Source organism: Desulfobacca acetoxidans DSM 11109 (assembly GCF_000195295.1).
Taxonomy (GTDB): Bacteria; Desulfobacterota; Desulfobaccia; order Desulfobaccales; family Desulfobaccaceae; genus Desulfobacca; species Desulfobacca acetoxidans.
Window position 1 is genome coordinate 208,040 of record NC_015388.1, and the last position, 18,976, is coordinate 227,015.

At 55.7% G+C, this 18,976-nt stretch carries 12 protein-coding genes and 1 pseudogene; 7 read left to right on the forward strand and 6 right to left on the reverse strand.

What is annotated here, in order from left to right:
* Window positions 1–137: 137 nt before the first annotated feature.
* The 3 genes from DESAC_RS00865 (at window position 138) to DESAC_RS00875 (ending at window position 1,602) form a co-directional block, all read left to right on the forward strand.
* Window positions 138–428, forward strand: coding sequence for a hypothetical protein (locus tag DESAC_RS00865; protein WP_013705184.1), 291 nt, complete (start codon window positions 138–140; stop codon window positions 426–428).
* A gap of 89 nt (window positions 429–517) precedes the next feature.
* A complete protein-coding gene (locus DESAC_RS00870; protein ID WP_013705185.1) occupies window positions 518–859 on the forward strand; it encodes a hypothetical protein in 342 nt (113 codons plus the stop codon).
* Between the two features lie 131 nt (window positions 860–990).
* On the forward strand, window positions 991–1,602 hold the full coding sequence (locus DESAC_RS00875) for a hypothetical protein (RefSeq protein WP_013705186.1): 612 nt from the start codon (window positions 991–993) through the stop codon (window positions 1,600–1,602).
* A gap of 435 nt (window positions 1,603–2,037) precedes the next feature.
* On the opposite strand, the gene DESAC_RS00880 is transcribed toward DESAC_RS00875, so the two are convergent.
* Window positions 2,038–3,147 (reverse strand): lipocalin-like domain-containing protein, encoded by a 1,110-nt coding sequence (locus DESAC_RS00880; RefSeq protein ID WP_013705187.1) that lies wholly within the window; start codon window positions 3,145–3,147, stop codon window positions 2,038–2,040.
* Between the two features lie 613 nt (window positions 3,148–3,760).
* On the opposite strand from DESAC_RS00880, the gene DESAC_RS16435 reads away from it, so the two are divergent.
* Both DESAC_RS16435 and DESAC_RS00885 read left to right on the forward strand, forming a co-directional pair.
* On the forward strand, window positions 3,761–3,919 hold the full coding sequence (locus DESAC_RS16435; protein WP_013705188.1) for a hypothetical protein: 159 nt from the start codon (window positions 3,761–3,763) through the stop codon (window positions 3,917–3,919).
* 137 nt (window positions 3,920–4,056) lie between these two features.
* Entirely contained in the window at window positions 4,057–7,680 is a 3,624-nt protein-coding gene (locus tag DESAC_RS00885; protein WP_013705189.1) for a tetratricopeptide repeat protein, read from the forward strand.
* A 56-nt stretch (window positions 7,681–7,736) separates the two neighbouring features.
* Here DESAC_RS00885 and DESAC_RS15960 read toward each other — a convergent pair.
* Window positions 7,737–8,020: pseudogene (locus DESAC_RS15960) on the reverse strand (IS1634 family transposase); the annotation flags it as partial.
* A gap of 242 nt (window positions 8,021–8,262) precedes the next feature.
* Between DESAC_RS15960 and DESAC_RS00890 the strand changes: the two are divergent.
* Together DESAC_RS00890 and thiD are read left to right on the forward strand one after the other, a co-directional pair.
* Complete coding sequence (locus DESAC_RS00890) at window positions 8,263–9,558, forward strand: adenylosuccinate synthase (RefSeq protein WP_013705190.1); 1,296 nt, start codon at window positions 8,263–8,265, stop codon at window positions 9,556–9,558.
* Window positions 9,559–9,597: 39 nt separating this feature from the next.
* Window positions 9,598–10,938 carry a bifunctional hydroxymethylpyrimidine kinase/phosphomethylpyrimidine kinase gene (gene thiD, locus DESAC_RS00895; RefSeq protein WP_013705191.1) on the forward strand — a complete coding sequence of 447 codons (1,341 nt, stop codon included), beginning with the start codon at window positions 9,598–9,600 and terminating at the stop codon, window positions 10,936–10,938.
* A gap of 35 nt (window positions 10,939–10,973) precedes the next feature.
* Here the strand turns inward: thiD and DESAC_RS00900 are convergent, their stop codons facing one another.
* The 4 genes from DESAC_RS00900 to DESAC_RS00915 all read right to left on the reverse strand — a co-directional run bounded on the left by DESAC_RS00900 (window position 10,974) and on the right by DESAC_RS00915 (window position 18,966).
* Entirely contained in the window at window positions 10,974–12,179 is a 1,206-nt protein-coding gene (locus tag DESAC_RS00900; protein WP_169311480.1) for a M48 family metalloprotease, read from the reverse strand.
* Window positions 12,180–12,195: 16 nt separating this feature from the next.
* Window positions 12,196–16,614 carry a tetratricopeptide repeat protein gene (locus tag DESAC_RS00905; protein WP_013705193.1) on the reverse strand — a complete coding sequence of 1,473 codons (4,419 nt, stop codon included), beginning with the start codon at window positions 16,612–16,614 and terminating at the stop codon, window positions 12,196–12,198.
* Window positions 16,615–16,634: 20 nt separating this feature from the next.
* On the reverse strand, window positions 16,635–18,104 hold the full coding sequence (locus tag DESAC_RS00910; protein WP_013705194.1) for a glycosyltransferase family 2 protein: 1,470 nt from the start codon (window positions 18,102–18,104) through the stop codon (window positions 16,635–16,637).
* Window positions 18,105–18,288: 184 nt separating this feature from the next.
* Window positions 18,289–18,966 carry a transposase gene (locus tag DESAC_RS00915; RefSeq protein WP_013705195.1) on the reverse strand — a complete coding sequence of 226 codons (678 nt, stop codon included), beginning with the start codon at window positions 18,964–18,966 and terminating at the stop codon, window positions 18,289–18,291.
* Window positions 18,967–18,976 lie beyond the last annotated feature (10 nt).

Consider the following 18,976-nt stretch of genomic DNA (forward strand, 5'->3'; position numbering starts at 1 on the left):
TTTTGACCTGAGGAGTCGATTTTTTCGAAAAAAAAACACTGAAGCAATAAATTTTTCTTGATATTTTATTTGGCTTGTTGTTTAATACGTATAAATGTGTTCCCAAAACACAATTACTCTGAAAAGGGGGGATAGAGATGAGGAAAGCTTTGGTACGGAAAGGTTTAGCCTTTGCCATTCTCATGGCGTTCGTCCTCGTCATGGGAGCGGGGTGTTGCGACACCTGCAAGAAGTATGTGGACGAAGGAAAGATGTACGCCGACCAGGCTAAAGCTTCGGCTTCTAAAGCTGAAATGGCAGCCCGCAATGCCGAGGCCGCCGCTGCTGACTCAAAGGCAGCTGCAGATAAAGCTGAAGCCGCCGCCGATCGCGCTGAAGCCGCTGCTGCAAAAGCAGAAGCTTGCTTGATGAAGAAAATGCGGAAGTAAGGTCCTGTGCACGATTTTCGAAAAGTTTACAGGGGGGGGAATTCCAAGCCGACAGCGGCAAATCTTCCTCTCCAAGAAGGGGGTAATCGATGAGGAAGGCGTTATTGACAAAAGGCTATGCCTTGGCTCTCCTCGCGGTCTTTGCCCTGGTGGTAGGAGCTTCTGGATGCTGCCAACAGTACTATGATCAGTGCAAAATGTACATGGAGCAGTCCAAGGCTTCTGCAGATCGGGCCGCAGCGGCGGTCGTGAACGCTGAAGCGGCTGCACAGGATGCCAAAGCTCCGATAGCCAAAGCTCAAGCTGCGGCTAATCGTGCCGAAGCCGCTGCTGTTCGTGCTGAAGCGGCAGCCGAAAAAGTCTGTGCCAGGGTAAAGTACGGGAAGCCAGTAAAGGCTAAAAAAGCCAAAAAAGCTAAGAAGAAAATGTAATTAATGTTAAATCAGCTTCCTAACTAAACGTAATAATCTATCCATACATAATAAAGAGGGTGTGGTTCAGGCTTACGGGCCGCTACATCCTCTTTGTTTTTTGGTATTGAGGCCGGTTCAGGAGAAACATGATGCAACCCTTGTTTGGACGTAACAACATAGTATTGCTGACTATACTGGTACTGGTTTCTGTCTCTGGGTGGTTGTCAGGTTGCAGCAGCTTATGCACTAAACGGCTCTACCTTTACCGGGAAACTCCGGAAAAAATTCAACCTCCCGACGTCGCGGTTCTGCTGATCGCTGATCCGGAGCTAATCAATGCGGTTCTGCCGGAGGCAGCCGCAACTTTGCCGCAGGGTCCTACCTGGGCACCGATCTATATGTTCCAGGAATCCGATGCCTACAATCTTTCTATCCAGGCGGTGGATGGCCGCCTCCTATATCAGGGACAATGTCTTGATACCACCCCCAGTTTTGTCGCTGAAGTAAAACCGGGAACCCGCCATCTCGAGGCCTCCATGGAACTGATGGGTGCTTGGGGACGGATGAAATTAATTGATAATCCCGAACTTGCTCTGGTTTCGGGTAAGGTCTATTTTCTCAGACCCGAGTGGTCGGCGTTGGCCAATAAACAGTTTCGCCTCACCGTTGAACAACTGCCTGCTTCCTACAACGCCGAATTGCGGGCCAAAATCATCAATTGGCTGCGCCAGAACACTACCGGTCGCAGCATTGCCGACTAACCGCCGGGGTGAAATTGTTGGCGGCAATTCAAACTAGTCCTCATGTTCTGGGTAACACAACGAAATATGAGAGAATGATTGGTGGCATAGGCCTCCTGGCCTGTGCATCAGCGTGCCGGCTGGAAAGACTGTACCACCATCTTTTCATATAAGTTCACATGTTCTGCCGAACACAACGAAGCATGAAAACAGAGGCGTAGAGGCGTAAAGGCGTAGTGGCGTAGTGGGCATTGCCCACCCTACAAATACATTCTGTTTTTATACAAGTGCACATGTTCTGCCGAACACAACGAAGCATGAAAACAGAATCGTGGCGGCTGCTCACAATAATGTTTTTGCTGCTCACGGCTCACGGCTCACGGCTCACGGCTCACTGTTTTTATACAAGAGGATTTCCTCTGCGGCTAAGCCAGGCATTGTGGGTTAAGGAAAACGCTAAAATTTTCCCCCCAATGATCCGGCGTAGCCTGTTAGTTCGACGTATCCCCATCCTGCTAATGGCTCGCCCTGCTTATTGCCGCGGACTTGCACGCTGCCTTCCCAATACGTTACGCGGGTGCTCTGAGAAGTAAGTAATTCTTGATCGGAAATGGTGGGTTGCACTTCGAGTTCATAGCCGTATCCCGGCACAACAATCCGCCATCGGGAGGGATAGCGGCAGCGGGAACGGGGAGAATGCCAAAATTCCAAAGGTTGAATCTGGAAGTCCGCCAGCTTTAATAAGCGGCTATTCCCCCGTGGATCGATCAGGGTTCCGGAGGAATGCGGATCAAGGGAGCCGTCCTGCCGCCGCAAAACATAGAGCATCAGATCATTACCGTCCTTTAGCTGGAGAGAAAACCAGTCCCAACCTACCTGATCAGGTGCTAACTGGCTGGAGGAAAATTCGTGATCCATCCAACTTTGACCGCTTACTGCGAAGGTATGACCCTGATACGTTAATCGACCGTTGGTGGCTAGACGGGTGAGTGAGTAATAGTGGCTGGCATACCCTTCACCCGCGGCTTTTCGGCTGAGACCATTTTCTCCATGTATCACCGGCGGTTTTTCGGGAGTTAACCTCAGGTTCAGGGTCAGATCTTTGGCTGACGCCTGCAAATGGTGTTCTTCACCTTGAAGCTCTGCCTGCCAGGTCTCGATCCACACCCGGTAGTGCGGCACGGCGGCACCGGATAATCCCAAAGCCCCCCGATCAACCTTCTCATGATAAACAAACCTACGGCCGTGAATATCCGTCAGGGCCAGATGGGCGAAATAGAGGGTGTGCAACGCCCAGGCGGAGCGGGCCTGGAGATCGGGTGGGCGCAGCCCCACTCGAAAAAAGGTCAGTTGATAGCTGAAAGGCTCGCCCTGCTCCGAAGTTAAATGGCCGGTATAGTACCACCACTCGGTCTTAAACTCCGGATGGGCGGCGTGATCTCGTGGGAATACAAAAATCCACCCCGGTAGAGCCGGACGGAATTCCTGAGAACCGCCGATCCGGCTAATCAGGACAACGCCGATAACCACCACCGTAACCATGAGGATTATTCTGTTAGGTTTCACCTGATGCCGTCACCTCAAAAGCAGGAAGTCAAACGTTTGACCAAGTTTACCAGAGATATCGGGAGATGGGACCTTTTGGTTTTGAAATAAATTTCTATTCCGTTAAATTTGAAAGAATAAATGCAAATTTTCTTTAGGTTTTTGTAATTTAATGTTGGCACGGCTATTGTATTTTAGGATTAAAGGTATACAATAAATTCTAACTATCTTACAGGGCGCCATGGAAGGTGATTCTTGGGAGAATATCAACTTCCAATTAAGAGTCGTGACGCCGCGCTCTCCTGCTCAGCATTTCTCGCACCTCGTGGTTGTCTCAAGCTGTTGTAGGTTCTTTTTCCTCGTTCGGAGATTTGTTTAAGTTTTTCCTATCCCACTAAGCTTTCAAATTAGTCTTTGGTTGCAGGATTTCGCCACCTTTACTCTTAACCTTATCGCTGTGGAGATCGAGAACGACCGAAACGGTTTTTAAGGTTTTTCGAGAGATTTTTCTTAGGAAAGGAGCGGAGTGTAGGGAGTGGATTCATTGTTAATCGCTGAAGCATGTTTCCCGCCACCCGCTCAATGAGGTTTTTCGTATCATGGGGGGGGTGGCGGCAACAGGGAGGAAGAGATCATGACGAACGGCATAGGTAAGATTATTATTCCCAAACCACCGGTAAGGCCCCAAAAAACCACCGAAACTGGAAAGGAAGAGAGTACGGGTACAACTGTAATCACTACCAAGACCCAGACTGATTCCGGTAGCTCGGGGAGTTCGGAAAAGACCAAATAAGAAGCAGCTAGTATAGGCCTGTTGCAGTGATGCTGCGTTTATCGGAATTCCAGGTGTTCAGCAAAAACGATCAAAATAACTTGAGAAGGAAAAATTTTTGCATGCGCCTCTTATAAATTAAGGTTTAAACCCGGGATATGGTGCGCCTGACATCCTGGGCGTCTGCGGTCTGCGAATTGTTTCATGCTGCGGGGGTTGGTGTGGTCGGGACCAACTTTGGCGCCAGGCTCATCGTGGGTGTGATCCTGGCAATTATCGGAGGAGCTGCAGGCCAATCTTGGGCGGCGCCGCCATTGGCAGGGAAGCTGGTGTACCTTCAAGGACAGGTTGCCATCCGACGTGGTGGTGCCGGGGAGTGGGTCGCCGCCCAACCTGGGGAGCCCCTTTTTTCGGGGGACGCAGTCATGACCGGACCGGCGTCCCGGGCCTCACTCTTGTGCGTAGATGAGAGCCAGATTAAGCTCAATGAAAATACTATCCTCGTTCTCAAAAGAGTCGCTTCCTCCCCCCGGCTCCGCTTAATCGATGCCATTCCCAGTGCTCTGGAGAGCGTCCCCCGCAGCATTTACCAGGTTTTGCAGGGTGAGATGTGGCTGCGGAACAACAAGGAAAATTTCCGTTTTGAATTAGAAACCCCGGCAGTCACCGCCACTATTCGCGGCACCGAATTCAATCTGCGGGTCCAGCCTAATGGCGCTACCTCCGTTATCCTGCTCCAGGGAAACCTCTGTCTTACCAATTCCCAGGGAGAGGTCTGCCTGCTTCCCGGTGAAGAAGGCATCACCTTTCCCGGCCAGGCGCCGGTCAAGCGTCTTTTGGTGCAGCCCAGCGATGCAGTTCAATGGTGTCTCTACTACCCGGGTCTGATCAGCTATCGGGATTTACCTCTATCAGATCTCCAAGACAATCTGACTTCGGGGGCAAAGCTCATGACCAGTGCCTGGGCGGCCTACGATCAGGGCCGGCTCTCCGAAGCGCAGCAGTTGGCCGAGCATGTCCTGCAGCAGGTTCCGGAGCAACCGCTGGCCTTGACTCTGCTGGGTTGGATCAATCTACAGAACCACCGGCCTCAGGAGGCTGCGGCATTATTCGAGAAGGTGAGCTCCCCGGACTGGAGGTGTCTCATCGGCCAAAGTCTAGCCCGATATCGCCGGGGAGACCCTGTCGGCGCCTATAAACTGTTTGATCAAGGCCGACGGGGGCTGCCGCCGTCGCCGTTTCTGGCGGTTATGTCGGGATATTTCACCCTGATGGTAGGTAAAGCGTCGGAAGCGCAGAGGGAGTTAGCGGCTGTAGCCAACCTACCGCCTTCCCCGGCTGTCGTATTGGCAAGATCGCTCCTTGCCCAGATCCATATCGTCCAAAATCGTAAAGATGCCGCTCTTGCCGAAGCCTGCCAGGCTCTGGCCCAGGCGCCCGGTTCCCCTTTAGCTCACCTGACCATGGGGTTGGTAAAGATCTCGTTCTTCGACCAGACTGCCGCCAGGTTGCATTTTGAGAAGGCGTTGGCTTTAGATCCAGGTCTGGTAGACGGTTATCTTTATCTGGCCCGGCTTTGGTTGGGTGCTGACCACCTGGCCCGGGCCTGGCAGACAGTATCCCAAGCCCTGCGCTTGGCCCCACGGGAGGGAGAGGTCCTGTCCCTGGCCGGCTTCATCCGTCTGGCCTACCGGGATTATGCCGGGGCCTGTCAATTCTTCCACCAGGCCATCGCCGCCAACCCCCGATTCGGTGAGCCCCACCTCGGTCTGGGCATCTATTATTTCCGCCATCGGAAAAACCCGCAGGCCCTCACCGAGATGCTCACCGCTACGCTTCTCGACCCGCGGGTCTCTTCCTATCAGAGTGAGTTAGGCAAGGCCTTCTATCAAGTCCGGGCCTTTGATAAGGCCTTGGAGGTCTATGATTACGCCGCCGCTTTAGACCCCCGCGATCCCACCCCGCATCTCTACAAAGGCATTGCCCTGAGCGACCTCTACCGTCCAGGAGAGGCCATCCAGGAAATCAATCGATCCATCGCCCTCAACGATAATGCCGCTATCTTCCGCACCCGCCTGGCCTTGGACCGCGACCTGGCGGTGCGGAACTATAACCTGGCTCGGGCCTATAACCAATTGGGGCTTAATCACTGGGGCTACAGCAAGGCCGTCACCGCAGTCAAGAAAGATCCTTTAAACAGCTCCGCCCATCAGTTTTTAGGTACCTCGTACGAGGCTGAAAACCAAATCTATCCCGCTGAGGTCGAACGGCTGCTCTTCAGACTGCTGGCCCCGGCCAACCAGAATGCTTTTATCCAACTCAATTACAATGATTATACCAGCATGTTTGAAATGCCCTATATACGAACCACCCTCCAAGCCGGGGGCGGCTGCTGGAATAATAAAAACAGTCTGCAAGAATATCTTTTCCAGGTATACGGTGGTCGCCCGGGTCTGGCCTTTTTTGGCAACGCCTTTTACAGCGAAGACGAGGGCTATCGAATTCGCAATAACGATTCCAAAGGCTACAACCTTGAGGGTGCAGTCAAATGGGAACCCACCATCAACGCAACGCTCTTGGGGTTTGTGCAACACCGGGAGACTCTCCTGGGAGACCTATTTGATCTCAATGACTTCGGCTATCAGCCTTCCAAATATTTCCGCTACCATTGGCGCTGGCCACTGTGCGAAGCAGGTTACGTGCATCGCTTCGGCCCTCGTGCCACCCTGCTGACCTACTTCAGTCACCAGAAGTTAAATCTGCGCACCGAGGATTTCTACCCTTCCCCTCCTGACAACTATAATGTGGTGGCCGATTGGAACTGCTCCAACGCCCAGGTCCAGCAGCAGATTGCTCTGGGCAATCATACCTTCATAGCCGGCTTTGATTATTTTTCCGGTAACCTCCACAACCGTGCCTATTATTCCTGGTTCGGAGAGATCTTGAATCAGAGTCCGCCTGAACGGACCTGGAGTCTTTATCTGCTCGATTACTGGCGGCTGCTGCCTAACCTGATCATGGAACTGGGGGTATCGAAGGATTTTGCCAAAAATTCCCGCTATTGGTATAGTGAGCCTCTCTCCAATTCGCTGTGGAGTGGGCGCCTGGGACTGAATTACGAAGTTACCTCCAATCACACCCTGCGCCTGGCCCTGGAGCGCCACCTGGATACCCATACGTTTTTCCAACCTCTATTGGCGCCGGCAGATGTAGCCAGTTTCCCGGTGTATGTTGATGCCGAGGGCGGTGACTTAATTCGACAGGCCGGTTTTGCCTGGGAGGCGCAATGGGATGCCAAGACCTTTAGTACCCTACGCCTGCAGGCCTTGCGCCAGGATAATCCCAATTATGACGAATCGGGGTATCGCACCTGGTTTACCTGGCGTAAGTACCAGGCAACGATGCTGGTAAATCGCATCCTGAGCCCTTATTGGGGTCTGGCGCTGGGTGGGGTGTATAAGAAGAACAACTTCAATTATCCGGGGTATGATGACTTTGCCGAGGTCTATGGCTTGGCCCGTATCTCCTTCCTGCACCGCACCGGTTGGTATGGGGCCGTTGAGGTTAGGCCACTCTATCAGGATGTGATGCAACGGAGCGATAGCTTCTTTACCCTGGTGGACTTGCGTTTGGGAAAATGGTTGGCCAACAAACGCGGCCGCTGGTCTCTCGAAGTCAACAACCTCTTCGACCGCCGATTCTATTATGCCCTGGATCCCCTCCGCAATACCGATTTCTTCCCCTCGCGGCGTCTTCTCTGCAAATTCGCCCTCTATTTTTAGCCGGCCTTCTCTCTTATACTGAAGTTCTACAGTCAACTTTGTGAAATATAGTAAAGTCAGGTGGTTGCATGAGGGCGAGCGTCCTTTGGCACCACATTCTTTTCCTTGGGGCGCACAGGCGCGGGTATTTTGACGCCCACAGCCTGAAGAACCTTGCCGGTACACCCCTGAAAGGCCGTTCGCAGGTAGTACCACTTATCATTCTGTCGGACTTCGACTGCTGCCAAGCCAAAAGACCCTGGCGGATGTCGGTTCAGGAGAGTTGCCAGCCCCGGAAGCGAATTCGGCACTGCAGTTCGTCGAGTAACACCAAGGCCGGAAACGAACAGAAGACATGCCCTCAAATTTTTCGCCGTCTCCGCAACTCAGAATGACAAGTATGAATGCTATAATACTAATAATATTGTATATATAGCAGCTACAAAAGTTTTGAGTTGATTGCAGGCCAAGGCGATGGCGCTGCGGGTTGGGCCATACCAGAGGCCGCGGTGACTGAAGATGCGATTGCCGGGTATGGCCTTGGTTGACAACCGCCTTAAAATATTTTACATAAAGGTGGTTTGGATAAAGGAGGTGTCGGCAGTGGCCAATGTCGTGGTAGTAGGGACCCAGTGGGGGGATGAGGGTAAGGGCAAGATCGTTGATCTGCTTACCGAACATGCGGATATTGTGGTGCGCTATCAGGGCGGTAACAACGCCGGTCATACCCTGGTGGTGCAGGGCCAGAAATTTATTTTTCACCTCATTCCTTCAGGAATCCTCCATGTGGGAAAAAAATGTCTTATCGGCAACGGTGTGGTGGTGGACCCGGAGGTGTTGCTCATGGAGATCGACCGCCTCAAGACCCAAGGGTTGGAGGTCGGTCCCCACAATCTGGTCCTCAGTGAAAAGGCCCACATCATCATGCCCTATCATCAGCGTCTGGATCATGCCCGGGAACGGGCCAAAGGCGCCGGTAAGATCGGTACTACCGGCCGGGGTATAGGACCCTGCTACGAAGATAAAATCAGCCGCTGCGGTGTGCGGGTGGTGGACCTAATTGATCCCGAAACCCTTAAGGCCAAAGTGGAACATAACCTCAAAGAAAAAAATTTTCTCTTGGAACGATTCTTGGAAGACGCCCCGCTCGATGCCGCCGAGGTATATGACCGCTATCGGCAGATGGGGGAGCACCTGCGTCCCTTGGTGGGCAATGTCTCGCTGTTATTGGCTGAGGCTATCCGGAAAGGCCAGAATATCCTCTTCGAAGGTGCCCAAGGGACTCATTTAGACATCGATCATGGCACCTATCCCTTTGTCACTTCTTCCAATCCGGTGGCCGGAGGGGCCTGCACCGGCGCCGGCATCGGACCGGGAAAGCTTAACCGGGTTCTGGGAATCTCCAAGGCCTATACCACCCGGGTGGGCGGTGGGCCGTTTATCACCGAGGCATTGGATGCCGACGGGGAACACATGCAGGTGCAGGGCGCCGAGTTCGGGTCCACCACCGGCCGCAAACGCCGTACCGGTTGGCTAGACGCAGTGGTGCTCAACGATTCCGTCCGCCTCAACGGCCTCACTGGCTTTGCCATTACCAAACTGGACGTGCTTACCGGTCTGGATCCTCTTAAAATCTGCGTGGCCTATGACCTGAACGGTAAACGGCTGCAGAACGTCCCAGCTTCCCTTTCGGCCCTGGAACAATGCCAGCCTGTTTATGAAGAACTTCCCGGTTGGCAGGAAGACCTGACCGGCAAACGGCGCTTTGAAGAATTGCCGGAAGAGGCCCGGCGTTATCTCCGGCGGGTGGAAGAACTCACCGGTATCCCTATCCAGATCGTCTCCGTCGGTCCCGACCGGGAAGAGACCATCCTTCTGGCCAATCCTTTTACCGGATAAACCTGGCCCGGAAAAGGTGGCCTCATATAAGTCATTGTGATGAAAACAATATTAATTATTGCCGGCTCCGACCCGAGCGCCGGGGCGGGCATCCAACAGGACCTGAAGGTTGCCACGCTGCTGGGGGCCTACGGTTTGACGGTGGTTACCGCCCTTACAGTTCAGAACACCATGGGCGTTCAGGCAGTGCAGCCCGTGGCTCCGGAGGTAGTGGCGGCGCAACTGGATTCCCTTCTGGCCGATATCAAGATTGATGCGGTCAAGGTAGGTATGCTGGCTAATCCCCGGGTCGTCAGGGCCGTCGCCGAACGACTGGGCCAGGCTAAGATCCCGCTCGTGGTTGTTGATCCGGTGCTGGCCGCCAGCGACGGGTCGCCGTTATTGGACAAAGCCGGGATCGCGGTCCTGAAAGAAGAGCTGTTGCCCCTCACCACCCTGTTGACTCCCAACCTGATCGAGGCCGGGTCTCTTGTCGGCCGGCCGCTTGCTTCTCCGGAGGACATGGAGAGCGCCGTCCGGGAGCTTAGCTGCCTGGGGCCGGGCGCCGTGCTGGTGAAGGGCGGCCACCTGCCGGGAACGCCGGTGGATGTGCTCTGGGACGGCAGAAATTGCTATTACCTGCCGGGGGAGAGACTGCAGCAGCCCCATACCCACGGTACCGGCTGCGCCCTGGCTGCCGCCCTGGCCACGTTGTTGGCCCAGGGCCAGGCGTTGCCGGAGGCAGTGAATCAGGCCAGGGAGTTAATCGCCGAAGCTATTCGCTATGGTCTGCCGTTGGGGCAGGGAAAGGGACCTATTAATACCTTAGCCCCTTTTGCCCGTGAGCGGGATCGCTATCGGGTGCTGCAGACCCTGGCAGGGGCGGCCGATCGCCTGCGGATGGCTGAGGTCGATCGCCTGATCCCCGAAGTGCAGAGTAATCTGGGTTACTCCACCATCTTCCCGAGAGGTCCCCAGGACGTCGCCGCCTTTCCGGGGCGTATTCTCAAGACCTCTAAAGGGGTATTTATCCCGCTGCCCTCGGCCTTTGGAGCCTCCAGACATATAGCTGCAGTTATTCTAACCGCCCAGCAGGTTTTTCCAGCCGTTCGGGCGGCCATGAACATCCGTTTTTTTGAAGACGTGGAGAGGCTTGCCCCCCTGCTGCATCTTACGGTCGCCAGTTTCGACCGCCGCCAGGAGCCACCGGAGATTAAGGCCAGGGAAGGGGGAACCCTAACCTGGGGGGTGGCACAAGTTTTGAGGCCGGATGAGCCGCCCCCGGATCTGATCTATGACCGCGGCGACTGGGGCAAGGAGCCGATGATCCGGGTATTGGGCACCGATCCTTTGAATGTGGTGGAGAAGGTCTTAGCGATCAATCAGGCCTGGCAAGGCTAAGAGAGGGAACAGGGAAGAGGGAAGAAGCAAATGATTTATTGCAGAAACACCTCTGCCGCCTTGCCTTCCTTAAAAAGCAGGGCGATTTTTTTGAGTCGGGCCAGACGCTCCGGCGCGGCCGGATGGGAGTCCAGGAAATAAGTGTTCTCGAAGACGTTGCGTTGCGCTGCCGCTGAGACCCGTTCCCAGATAAGAATCCCCTGTTCTACGTCATAGCCAGCCTGAAAGGCGTACCAGAGGCCGTAGGCATCGGCTTCCCGTTCGTCCTGGCGGTTGTAAACGCTGAATGCGGCTCCCTGAACGACTCGCCGGATATCCTCATCCACCGGTCGATACGGGGTTTTGACCGGCCAGGGGACAAGCCGCAGGAAAAATCCCAGGACATCGCCGACAAACCCCACCGCAGCATACTGCCCCTGTTGCCGGGCCAGGTGGCCGAGGGCGTGGTGAGCCAGCTCATGCCCCAAAACAATGGCCAGCTCGTCGTCCGTGCGGCAGAGATTAAGGAATCTGCGGGTGATCATGATACGACCCGGAGCGGCAAAGGCATTGACCTCACTGCCACTGCGGCCGGCGACGATCAGGAAGCCGTATTCCGCCGGCAGGTGCACCGGGTAAAGGGTAACCTGTTTGCGGACTCCCTGACGGTCGAGGAGGAGGGTTACCGGACCGCCCCGGTAGATGCCTTCAGCCTCTTGTCGGCCATAGCGGGCCATCAGGACCAGGTCAACGAGGACCTCCCCAGAAAGGGTATAACGGAACTGGTCTCGAAGAAAGCGGCAGAGCCGATCCCACTGTTTTACCCAGGTGGGGATGGGCATACCATTAACGGCCAGGATGATATCGCCTTGCTTTAAAGCGGCTCCGGCATCCGGCGGCGGCGGTCGGCTGTCGTGGGGGTCGTCAAGGGTGGCGACGTCTCGGCGCAAAGGCCGGTCATGGGCCGGAGAAGGGTACCAGACATTGTCCACCACGGGATGATCGGCCTCGGTAAGCCACCAGTTGAATCCGAGGAAGGGGTAGGTGCGTCCATGAATCTGAGGCAACGTGGGCAACAACCTGAGGAAGACCCGCATGGCCCGTTCTTCGCTGTAAGTGGAATTGGGGTGGCGGGTGAGCGCCACCAGTTGCACGGCCTCGACCTCGGGGGCCGTGGGAATGGGTCGGGTGACCTCGGCGCAGCCCATCAGGCAGAGACAGGTGGTCATACAGCTGAAAACGATACAAGTTAAGGTATTCACTAAAATAATCTTGCGCCTAAAATCTCCACCTGAGGCCAAGAGTCAGATGGTGGAGCCAGTAGTTCGTCGCCCATTCCTTAAAATAGAAGTAGTATAGCCCTACATACATGTTGTATAGCGGTTCCGCCTCCAGCCCCGCCAGGGTAGCCAGGGCCGGTCCCCAACGGCCGTCGTTGTCCACCACCTGGCCGGTAGTCTGGAGGACTAAAGTGGGTAGCCGGAAAATCTGGCGATCAAAATCCAGGCTTACCCCAAGGGCATGGTAGACGTGCGGACTGAAGTACGACTCGTGGGGCCGCCGATAAAGGGCCAGATAGTAGCTGGGGGTCAGGTCCAGGTGCATCTGCGATTCATTGACCGCCTGCCAGCGCAGTCCCTGATACAATGAGAACCGCTGATTGTGGTCGGAGAAAAAGGCCTGCCCGGCGTTTGCCTGCCAACACAGGCCGGGATACAGTTGATGACTGAATGATAGATCAACCTGGTGCATGGTCACAAGAGGCAGGGTGTCCAGGCGGGTGACCTGTTGGTAGAGGCGGGGATAAATGGCCGGGTCCTGGTCAAAGATGTCCCGGCGGGAATAACCGAGGCCAAGGTCGGTCTGCGGTCCTGGAGCGAGTCCCACGGACAGTCCGCCCAGGAGGCGATAGCGATCTTCTTTCGCTATGATATCCGTACTGCGCAGGACCGGCCAAAAGGGTATGGGGAGCCTGCCGAGTTGCGTCACGCTCTGCCGGAATTGTTTCCAGTAGCCCCGGCCGCTGAGTTCACCGCTCAGCTTTACTTTGTCTCCCAAAATCAGGGGGCCAAGGGTCAGGGTGGCCTCGGCCCGCTGCCAGGAGGTGCGATTGGCGCTCTGCTGACTCAAGACCGGGTTCAGACCCAGATTAAGATTGGCCGGTCCCGGTCCACTGGTTTTCTGTTCGCAGTAGCGGTAGCCCAGGGCCAGGTGCACCGGCAAAACCCGGCTGAGCCAGAAGCCGCTCCCCAGACGGACATCGACCCCGCGCAGCCGGTTTCGATCACCCGGCAGCCATGATACTTCCGGAATCAGGGCATACGGAAAATCCACCGGCAGGAGGGACTTGGGATAGCTCCGGCTGCCCCCTAAGACGCCGGGTTCGCGGTCATAACGGCCGAATTGCCAGGGGCGGTTGGCTTCCTCCGGACGCCTGAGACCGCGCCAGGCAACGGGTAGATGGCGTGATCCCAAGGTCGGCCGCATCTGCGCCCGGACCTGCTCCAGTTCGTTGAGCAATTCAATATCCTGGGGGTGTTCTTGCAGGGCTGCGGCAAAGTGTCGGTAGGCGCCAGCCCAGTCACCCCGAAAACGGGCCAGCCGGGCCTGGGCAGTCCGGCAGACCACAGTATCGGCCGCTTGGGCAATGGCCGCCTGGTAAGCGGTCTCGGCACCGCGGCGGTCATCCATTGCCTCCAGCACCTGACCCTTGGCCATGAGCACGGCTTCAGACATCTGCCCATTGGCCTCCAGTTCGGTAATAGCCGCCAGGGCCTCCGGATAGGCCTTCAGCCCTCGGTAGGCTTGGAGGCGGAATAGCTGCGCCTGAGGCCAGATCGGATGATTAGGCGCAATGCCGCTCAGAATAGCTAGGGTGCCTTCATACTGGCACCGTTGCAGATAGGTTTTGGCCATCTCCAGGGCCGTCGCCGGGTTCTGGGGCTGGTCTTCCAGGGCCTTCAGGACACGGCCGGCGTCATTCACCGCCATCAAGGCCTGCAGGCGCAGAGTGGCCAGACGCTGGTCCTGGGGCCGCAGCTTAAGGGCCGCTTCGAAATATTGCACCGCGGTGCGCCGGTCACCCAACTCGGAAGCCAGACTGCCAAGAAAGATCAGATCGCCGGGGGCGCAAGCGGGGTAGCGTTCCTGCCGATCTTTGAGGGCCTGCAGGGTATACTGGAGTTTGCCGCCCTGGCGTCCCAAGCTGCTGTTGAAATATCCTACGGCGGCGATATATTCCGGCGATTGGCTCCGGATGCCGGGCAGGCGGGCCGTCAAGGTCCGGAGGTCGTCAAGATGGCTGAGGCGGGGCAACAGGTATTCCAGCAGCAGGAGCGAGGCCTGATAGGTGCGCCGTTGGGATGGCAAGGTATGGCGGCGATTGTACAGGTTGTCTACACATAAATCTACGGCAACGCGGATGACCTCCTGCTCCTGCTCCAGATTCTGATGATGGCAGAGGGCCCGAGCGATCAACACTCTGGTTTCCGGGGGAAGATTTTGCCCGCTGCCTTCTTCCCGCAGCCGCCGCCGGGCGGCCGTCCAGGTTCGGGGTGGCAGGGATAGGCTGCGGAGTTGGGTCAGATAGAGGCGCCAAGCCAGGCGCTGGGCTTCGGGCCAGTTCCGGTCGGCCAGGGCGGCCTCGAGGGATAGACTTAGAACGTCTACACCCGCCTCTGCCGCACCGGCTGTTTCGGAAGCTGCACTGGGACGGGTTGTCCGGAAAGGTGGTCTACCTTTCGGGTTCAGAGGCTCAATCCGGGAACCGCTTTTGACCTCGGAGACTTGTCCTGCCCAGTGCTCCGCTTGGCGTTCCTGATCGGAAGAATTTTCTTCCGGTGCTCTCTCCCCATCCTTTGAAGGGAGCAAGTCTGGGGAAGAGGTGAACTTGGAGGAGGTGGTTTTCCATGGATCGGAGCTCGCCATACCTGAGTCGCGGACCTTCTTTTCCGGGGGCAGGCGGCGCAGAATTCCGGCGGCTTCGCTCCCTCGCTGCAGATAGATGAGCGTGCGGGCTTTTTCCAATTGCGCCACCCGGTCATGTGGTGCCTGGAGCAGATATCTCTCCAGGCAGTCCAGGGCCGGCTCCAAGGCCCCCAGCCAGAGAAAGAGGCGGCCCTGTTCCCGCAGGAGTTCTGAACTTAGACCATCGGCCGAAACCTGCTGCAGTGCAGCTTCAGCCGCGGCCCAGTGGGCCGCCGCCCGCCGCCGCTGGGCCGGGTCCGCGGAGTAGCTCGAGTCTTGGGCCAACTGCAGGAGGACGGCGGCTTTTTGGAGCCGCAGGCGGGGATTAGAAGTTAATTGGCTGGCATTTTCATACTGCTCCGCCGCCTCGGCCAGGTGTTCCGGGGCAAACGACAGTACCTGGGCTAACTGCTGGCGAACGGCGGCGTCCCGGGGGTGCCGTTCCAAATAAACCTGATAATAGTGGGCCGCCTGAGTCCAATGCTGTTGATAGAAATGCATCTGGCCCAAAAAGAGGAGCATCTTGTCATCCCGCCGATCAACCGGCTGTAACACCGCAATAGCATCCCCATACCTCCGGGCGTATGAATAAGTGAGGGCCGCCTCTCGCCTAAGTTCGGGGTCTAACAATTGGCGTCGTCCGGCCTCGTCCCAAAACCTGGCGGCGGGCTGGAAGTATTGTTTGGCGGCAAGGAGCCGGGCCAGATTAACGATTGTCTCTTTATGCGTATCCCCGGCCTCCCAGACCTGGCGATAGACCTTGAGCGCCTCGGCATAGTCCTGTGAGAGGAGCAGTTCCAAGGCATAACGGCGTTGCTCTTCCAGGCCGGGCTGCTGGTCCATAAGGGGTGAAAGGACTGCGGCGGCTTCGGCGTGATTGCCTTTCTGAGACCAGAGGCGGGCCAGCGTCAGGGCATATTCCTTCCGACCGCCGGACTGAGCGTAAAGCCGCAGGTAATAAGCCAGGGCCTGATCCAGGTCATGGGCCGCTTCGGCATTTTTGGCCGCTTCCAGCCGCAGTGCCTGATTATCCGCTTCCAATTCCAAGAGCTTCTGATAGAGAGGAAGAGCTGCATCGTAATCATGCCGCCAGGCGTGCAGGAGGGCAAGCTGGTGCAAGGCCTGTAAGTTGTCGGGAAAATCAGCCACGACTTTTTCCTGCAGAGGTATGGCTGCATCAAAATGGCCTAAGGCGATAAGCAGATCTAGGAACCGTTGGCGGATGACCTCATCTCCGGGGGTGAGATGATAGAGACGCTTATAATATTCCAGGGCCTGTTCTTGGCCTTCGGTTTCGGCAGAGGTGAACTCCGCCGCCATCTGCAGGAAAGTCCTATCTTGAGGATGCTCTGAGAGATAGGCCGCCAGCAGACTTAAGGCTTCGGCCCGTTTTCCCAGCAGCTGCAGGGCCAGGGCCTCACCCTGCAGGGTAGTGGCGTCGGATGGCCTGGCGGCGCGGATCTGGCGAAATCTGGGCAGCGCCTCCTCGGGACGTTTGGCCTCCAGGTAGCGCCAGGCCAGGAAACCGATAAAATCCAAGTTCTGTGGTTCACGTTGGTGGGCCTTAAGGGCGTAGTTCAGGGCTTGAACATTGTCCCCCTGCTGTAAGGCTTTCTGGGCCTGTCGGAAAAAATCATGCGCGGAATAATAAAAATAAGGTTCTGTTGTCCATAACTGCCACAAAATTAGCCCTAAAAAAACGAAGACGCCGATCAACCAGACTTTGCGCATTTAGGCCTCATAATCACAAGTCAGTCGGGAAGGTTTGGAGCGGTCCATTTCGGCCTGCTGAGCGCCAGGATAATCATTTCTCCCAATACCCAGATCGTAAAAGCAGAAAAAAAAGCATTGGCAGCAATCAATCGGGGTGCTGCCCAACCCAGCGCCAGGGAGAGGAAGGGCAGTGACAGGTGCAAGGTGATAATAGACAGATGGGGCAGGATATAGAAAAAGTTTTGAAGCGGCTTAAATCGAATAAGATGATTGACTTTATACCTTGGCTTATGACCCGGGGGATACCACATTGCCGAAAGCACACCCAGGGCATACACCGGGAAGAGGCCGCAGAGCATCTTGAACTGCTTCAAGGAGTCATTCTTAAAGAATAGGTAGCGAAAAGCCAGAATGGTACAGAGGAGGTAGATTCCTCGCAGGGAGAGATAATTCCATTCCTGTTCCACTAAAAAGGTCTTACCGGTAAAGTAGCAGTAGAGGGGAAGCAGAAAAAAGATGGGCAGGATCAGGCCGCTGATGATATAGGCCATCATAGTGAGGGAGAAGTGCAGCCTTTGCAAGAAAGATAAACCCGACTTACGGAAGGGGTTGTCCCAAAAAAAGAGTCGCATAGTGTCCAGACACCACTGATAACGCTGCTGGTAGACCCCTTGCAGGGTATCCGGAGCCAGACCGCGCGACAGGGCGTAAGGAAAATAAATACCCTGCCAACCCCGGCTGACGAGTTCGTAGGAGGTGGTAAAATCTTCTACCAGATTCCAGGTCGTAAAACCACCGATCTCTTTCAGGGCCTGTCGCCGGTAGAGCACTCCCGAGCCACAGGAGATTACGGCATTGACCTGATCGTTGCTTAATTGAATAGTCTCATAGAAGACATCATCACGGTTGTAAAAGGGGTCGCCGTCGGGCAGTAGGAATGCCTGTCGGCTCTGGACATAAGCCACGCGAGGCAGACGAAAAAAGCCGATCAGGCGGGAGATAATATCCGGATGAGGGATCTGGTCGGCATCCTGTACCAGGATAATATCGCCATGGCTCTGACTCAGGCCGAAATTGAGGTTGCCGCTTTTGGCGTCAAGTTGAGGAATTCCCTGGCGGGGGCGGGATAAATAGTGAAATCCAAAAGAACGACATACGTCCAATACGGCATCTTTGCCGGCATCATCCAGAACATAGACCGTATAGTGAGAATAATTCAGTTTTTGGATTGCGGCCAGTGTCGCCTGAATAATTTCTAGCGATTCACCGCAACTGGTGACAAAGACATCCACCGAAAAGGGGGCGTCCGGTTCAATGCCTTCCGGACGATGGTAGCGCCGCTGCCAGACGTCCAGGGACATAGCAAACAACAGTGTATAGGCCGACAATTCGGTGAAAAGGAACAGGTAGGTGTGCAGGGCATGGACTTGATAGGCCTGCTGGGCCAGCCAGGCGAGATAAACCGCTCCACTGAGGAGCGTTAAGAGGCAGAAAAACTGGGCCCGCAAACGACGGGGCCGGTCTTACCGGTCATAATAGCGGCGATAAGGCAGACGTTGGCGCCAATCGGCCCAGAGGAATTTGAGAGGATTGCTTGGCATGCGCCGCCGATTGTCAATAGGATGATTTATTTACACACGGGCGATCAAGGCCGCGTGAGGTATCCATTATGGCATTTTTGCACCATTGGAGTCAAATGGAAAAATGATCTTTTTTGGGCCTGCCTCTCGGGTGGGTACGCAAGTGAAGCCCCGAGGTCTGTTCCAGGGTAGCGATAAATGAAGCGCTTCCCAAAGGTCGTCCTGTGCGGCTATGTCTTTTGATAGCCGCCAAAATCTCCGGATCATCAGGTTCTGATAGGATTTCCGACCAGCGGGAGCTCAGATCTTCCGGGGGCCAGGAGGCCCCGGCCAACAGCCTGTCTTGCACCCCCTGCACATGCGCCCTGGCGCTAGACCAGGGCCAATCCACCGGTTTTGCCACCAATCCGGCCCGCACCGGGTTCATTTCGATGTAACGGGTTACCCGGATCAGGTAATCGTCATCGAGGGGACACGAGGAGAACCGCCCCTGCCAGAGGTGACCGCCTCTTTTGATCCTTCGGTTGATCCACTGGGAATAGCGGGTGTGGGTTGCTGCCAGGGTTCGGCTCAGAGACTCTTGACTATGAGGACAGACGATGAGATGAACGTGGTTGGCCATGAGACAGTAGGCCCAGACTTCTGAATCATATCTGTGAGCATACTCACTGAGCCAGGTGAGATATTGCCTCCAATCAGCATCTTCAAAGAAGACATCCTGAAGGTAATTGCCCCGCTGAGTGATGTGGTGCGGGATCTGGGGAAAAACGATTCTGGCTTGCCGGCCCATAATGGCGCCA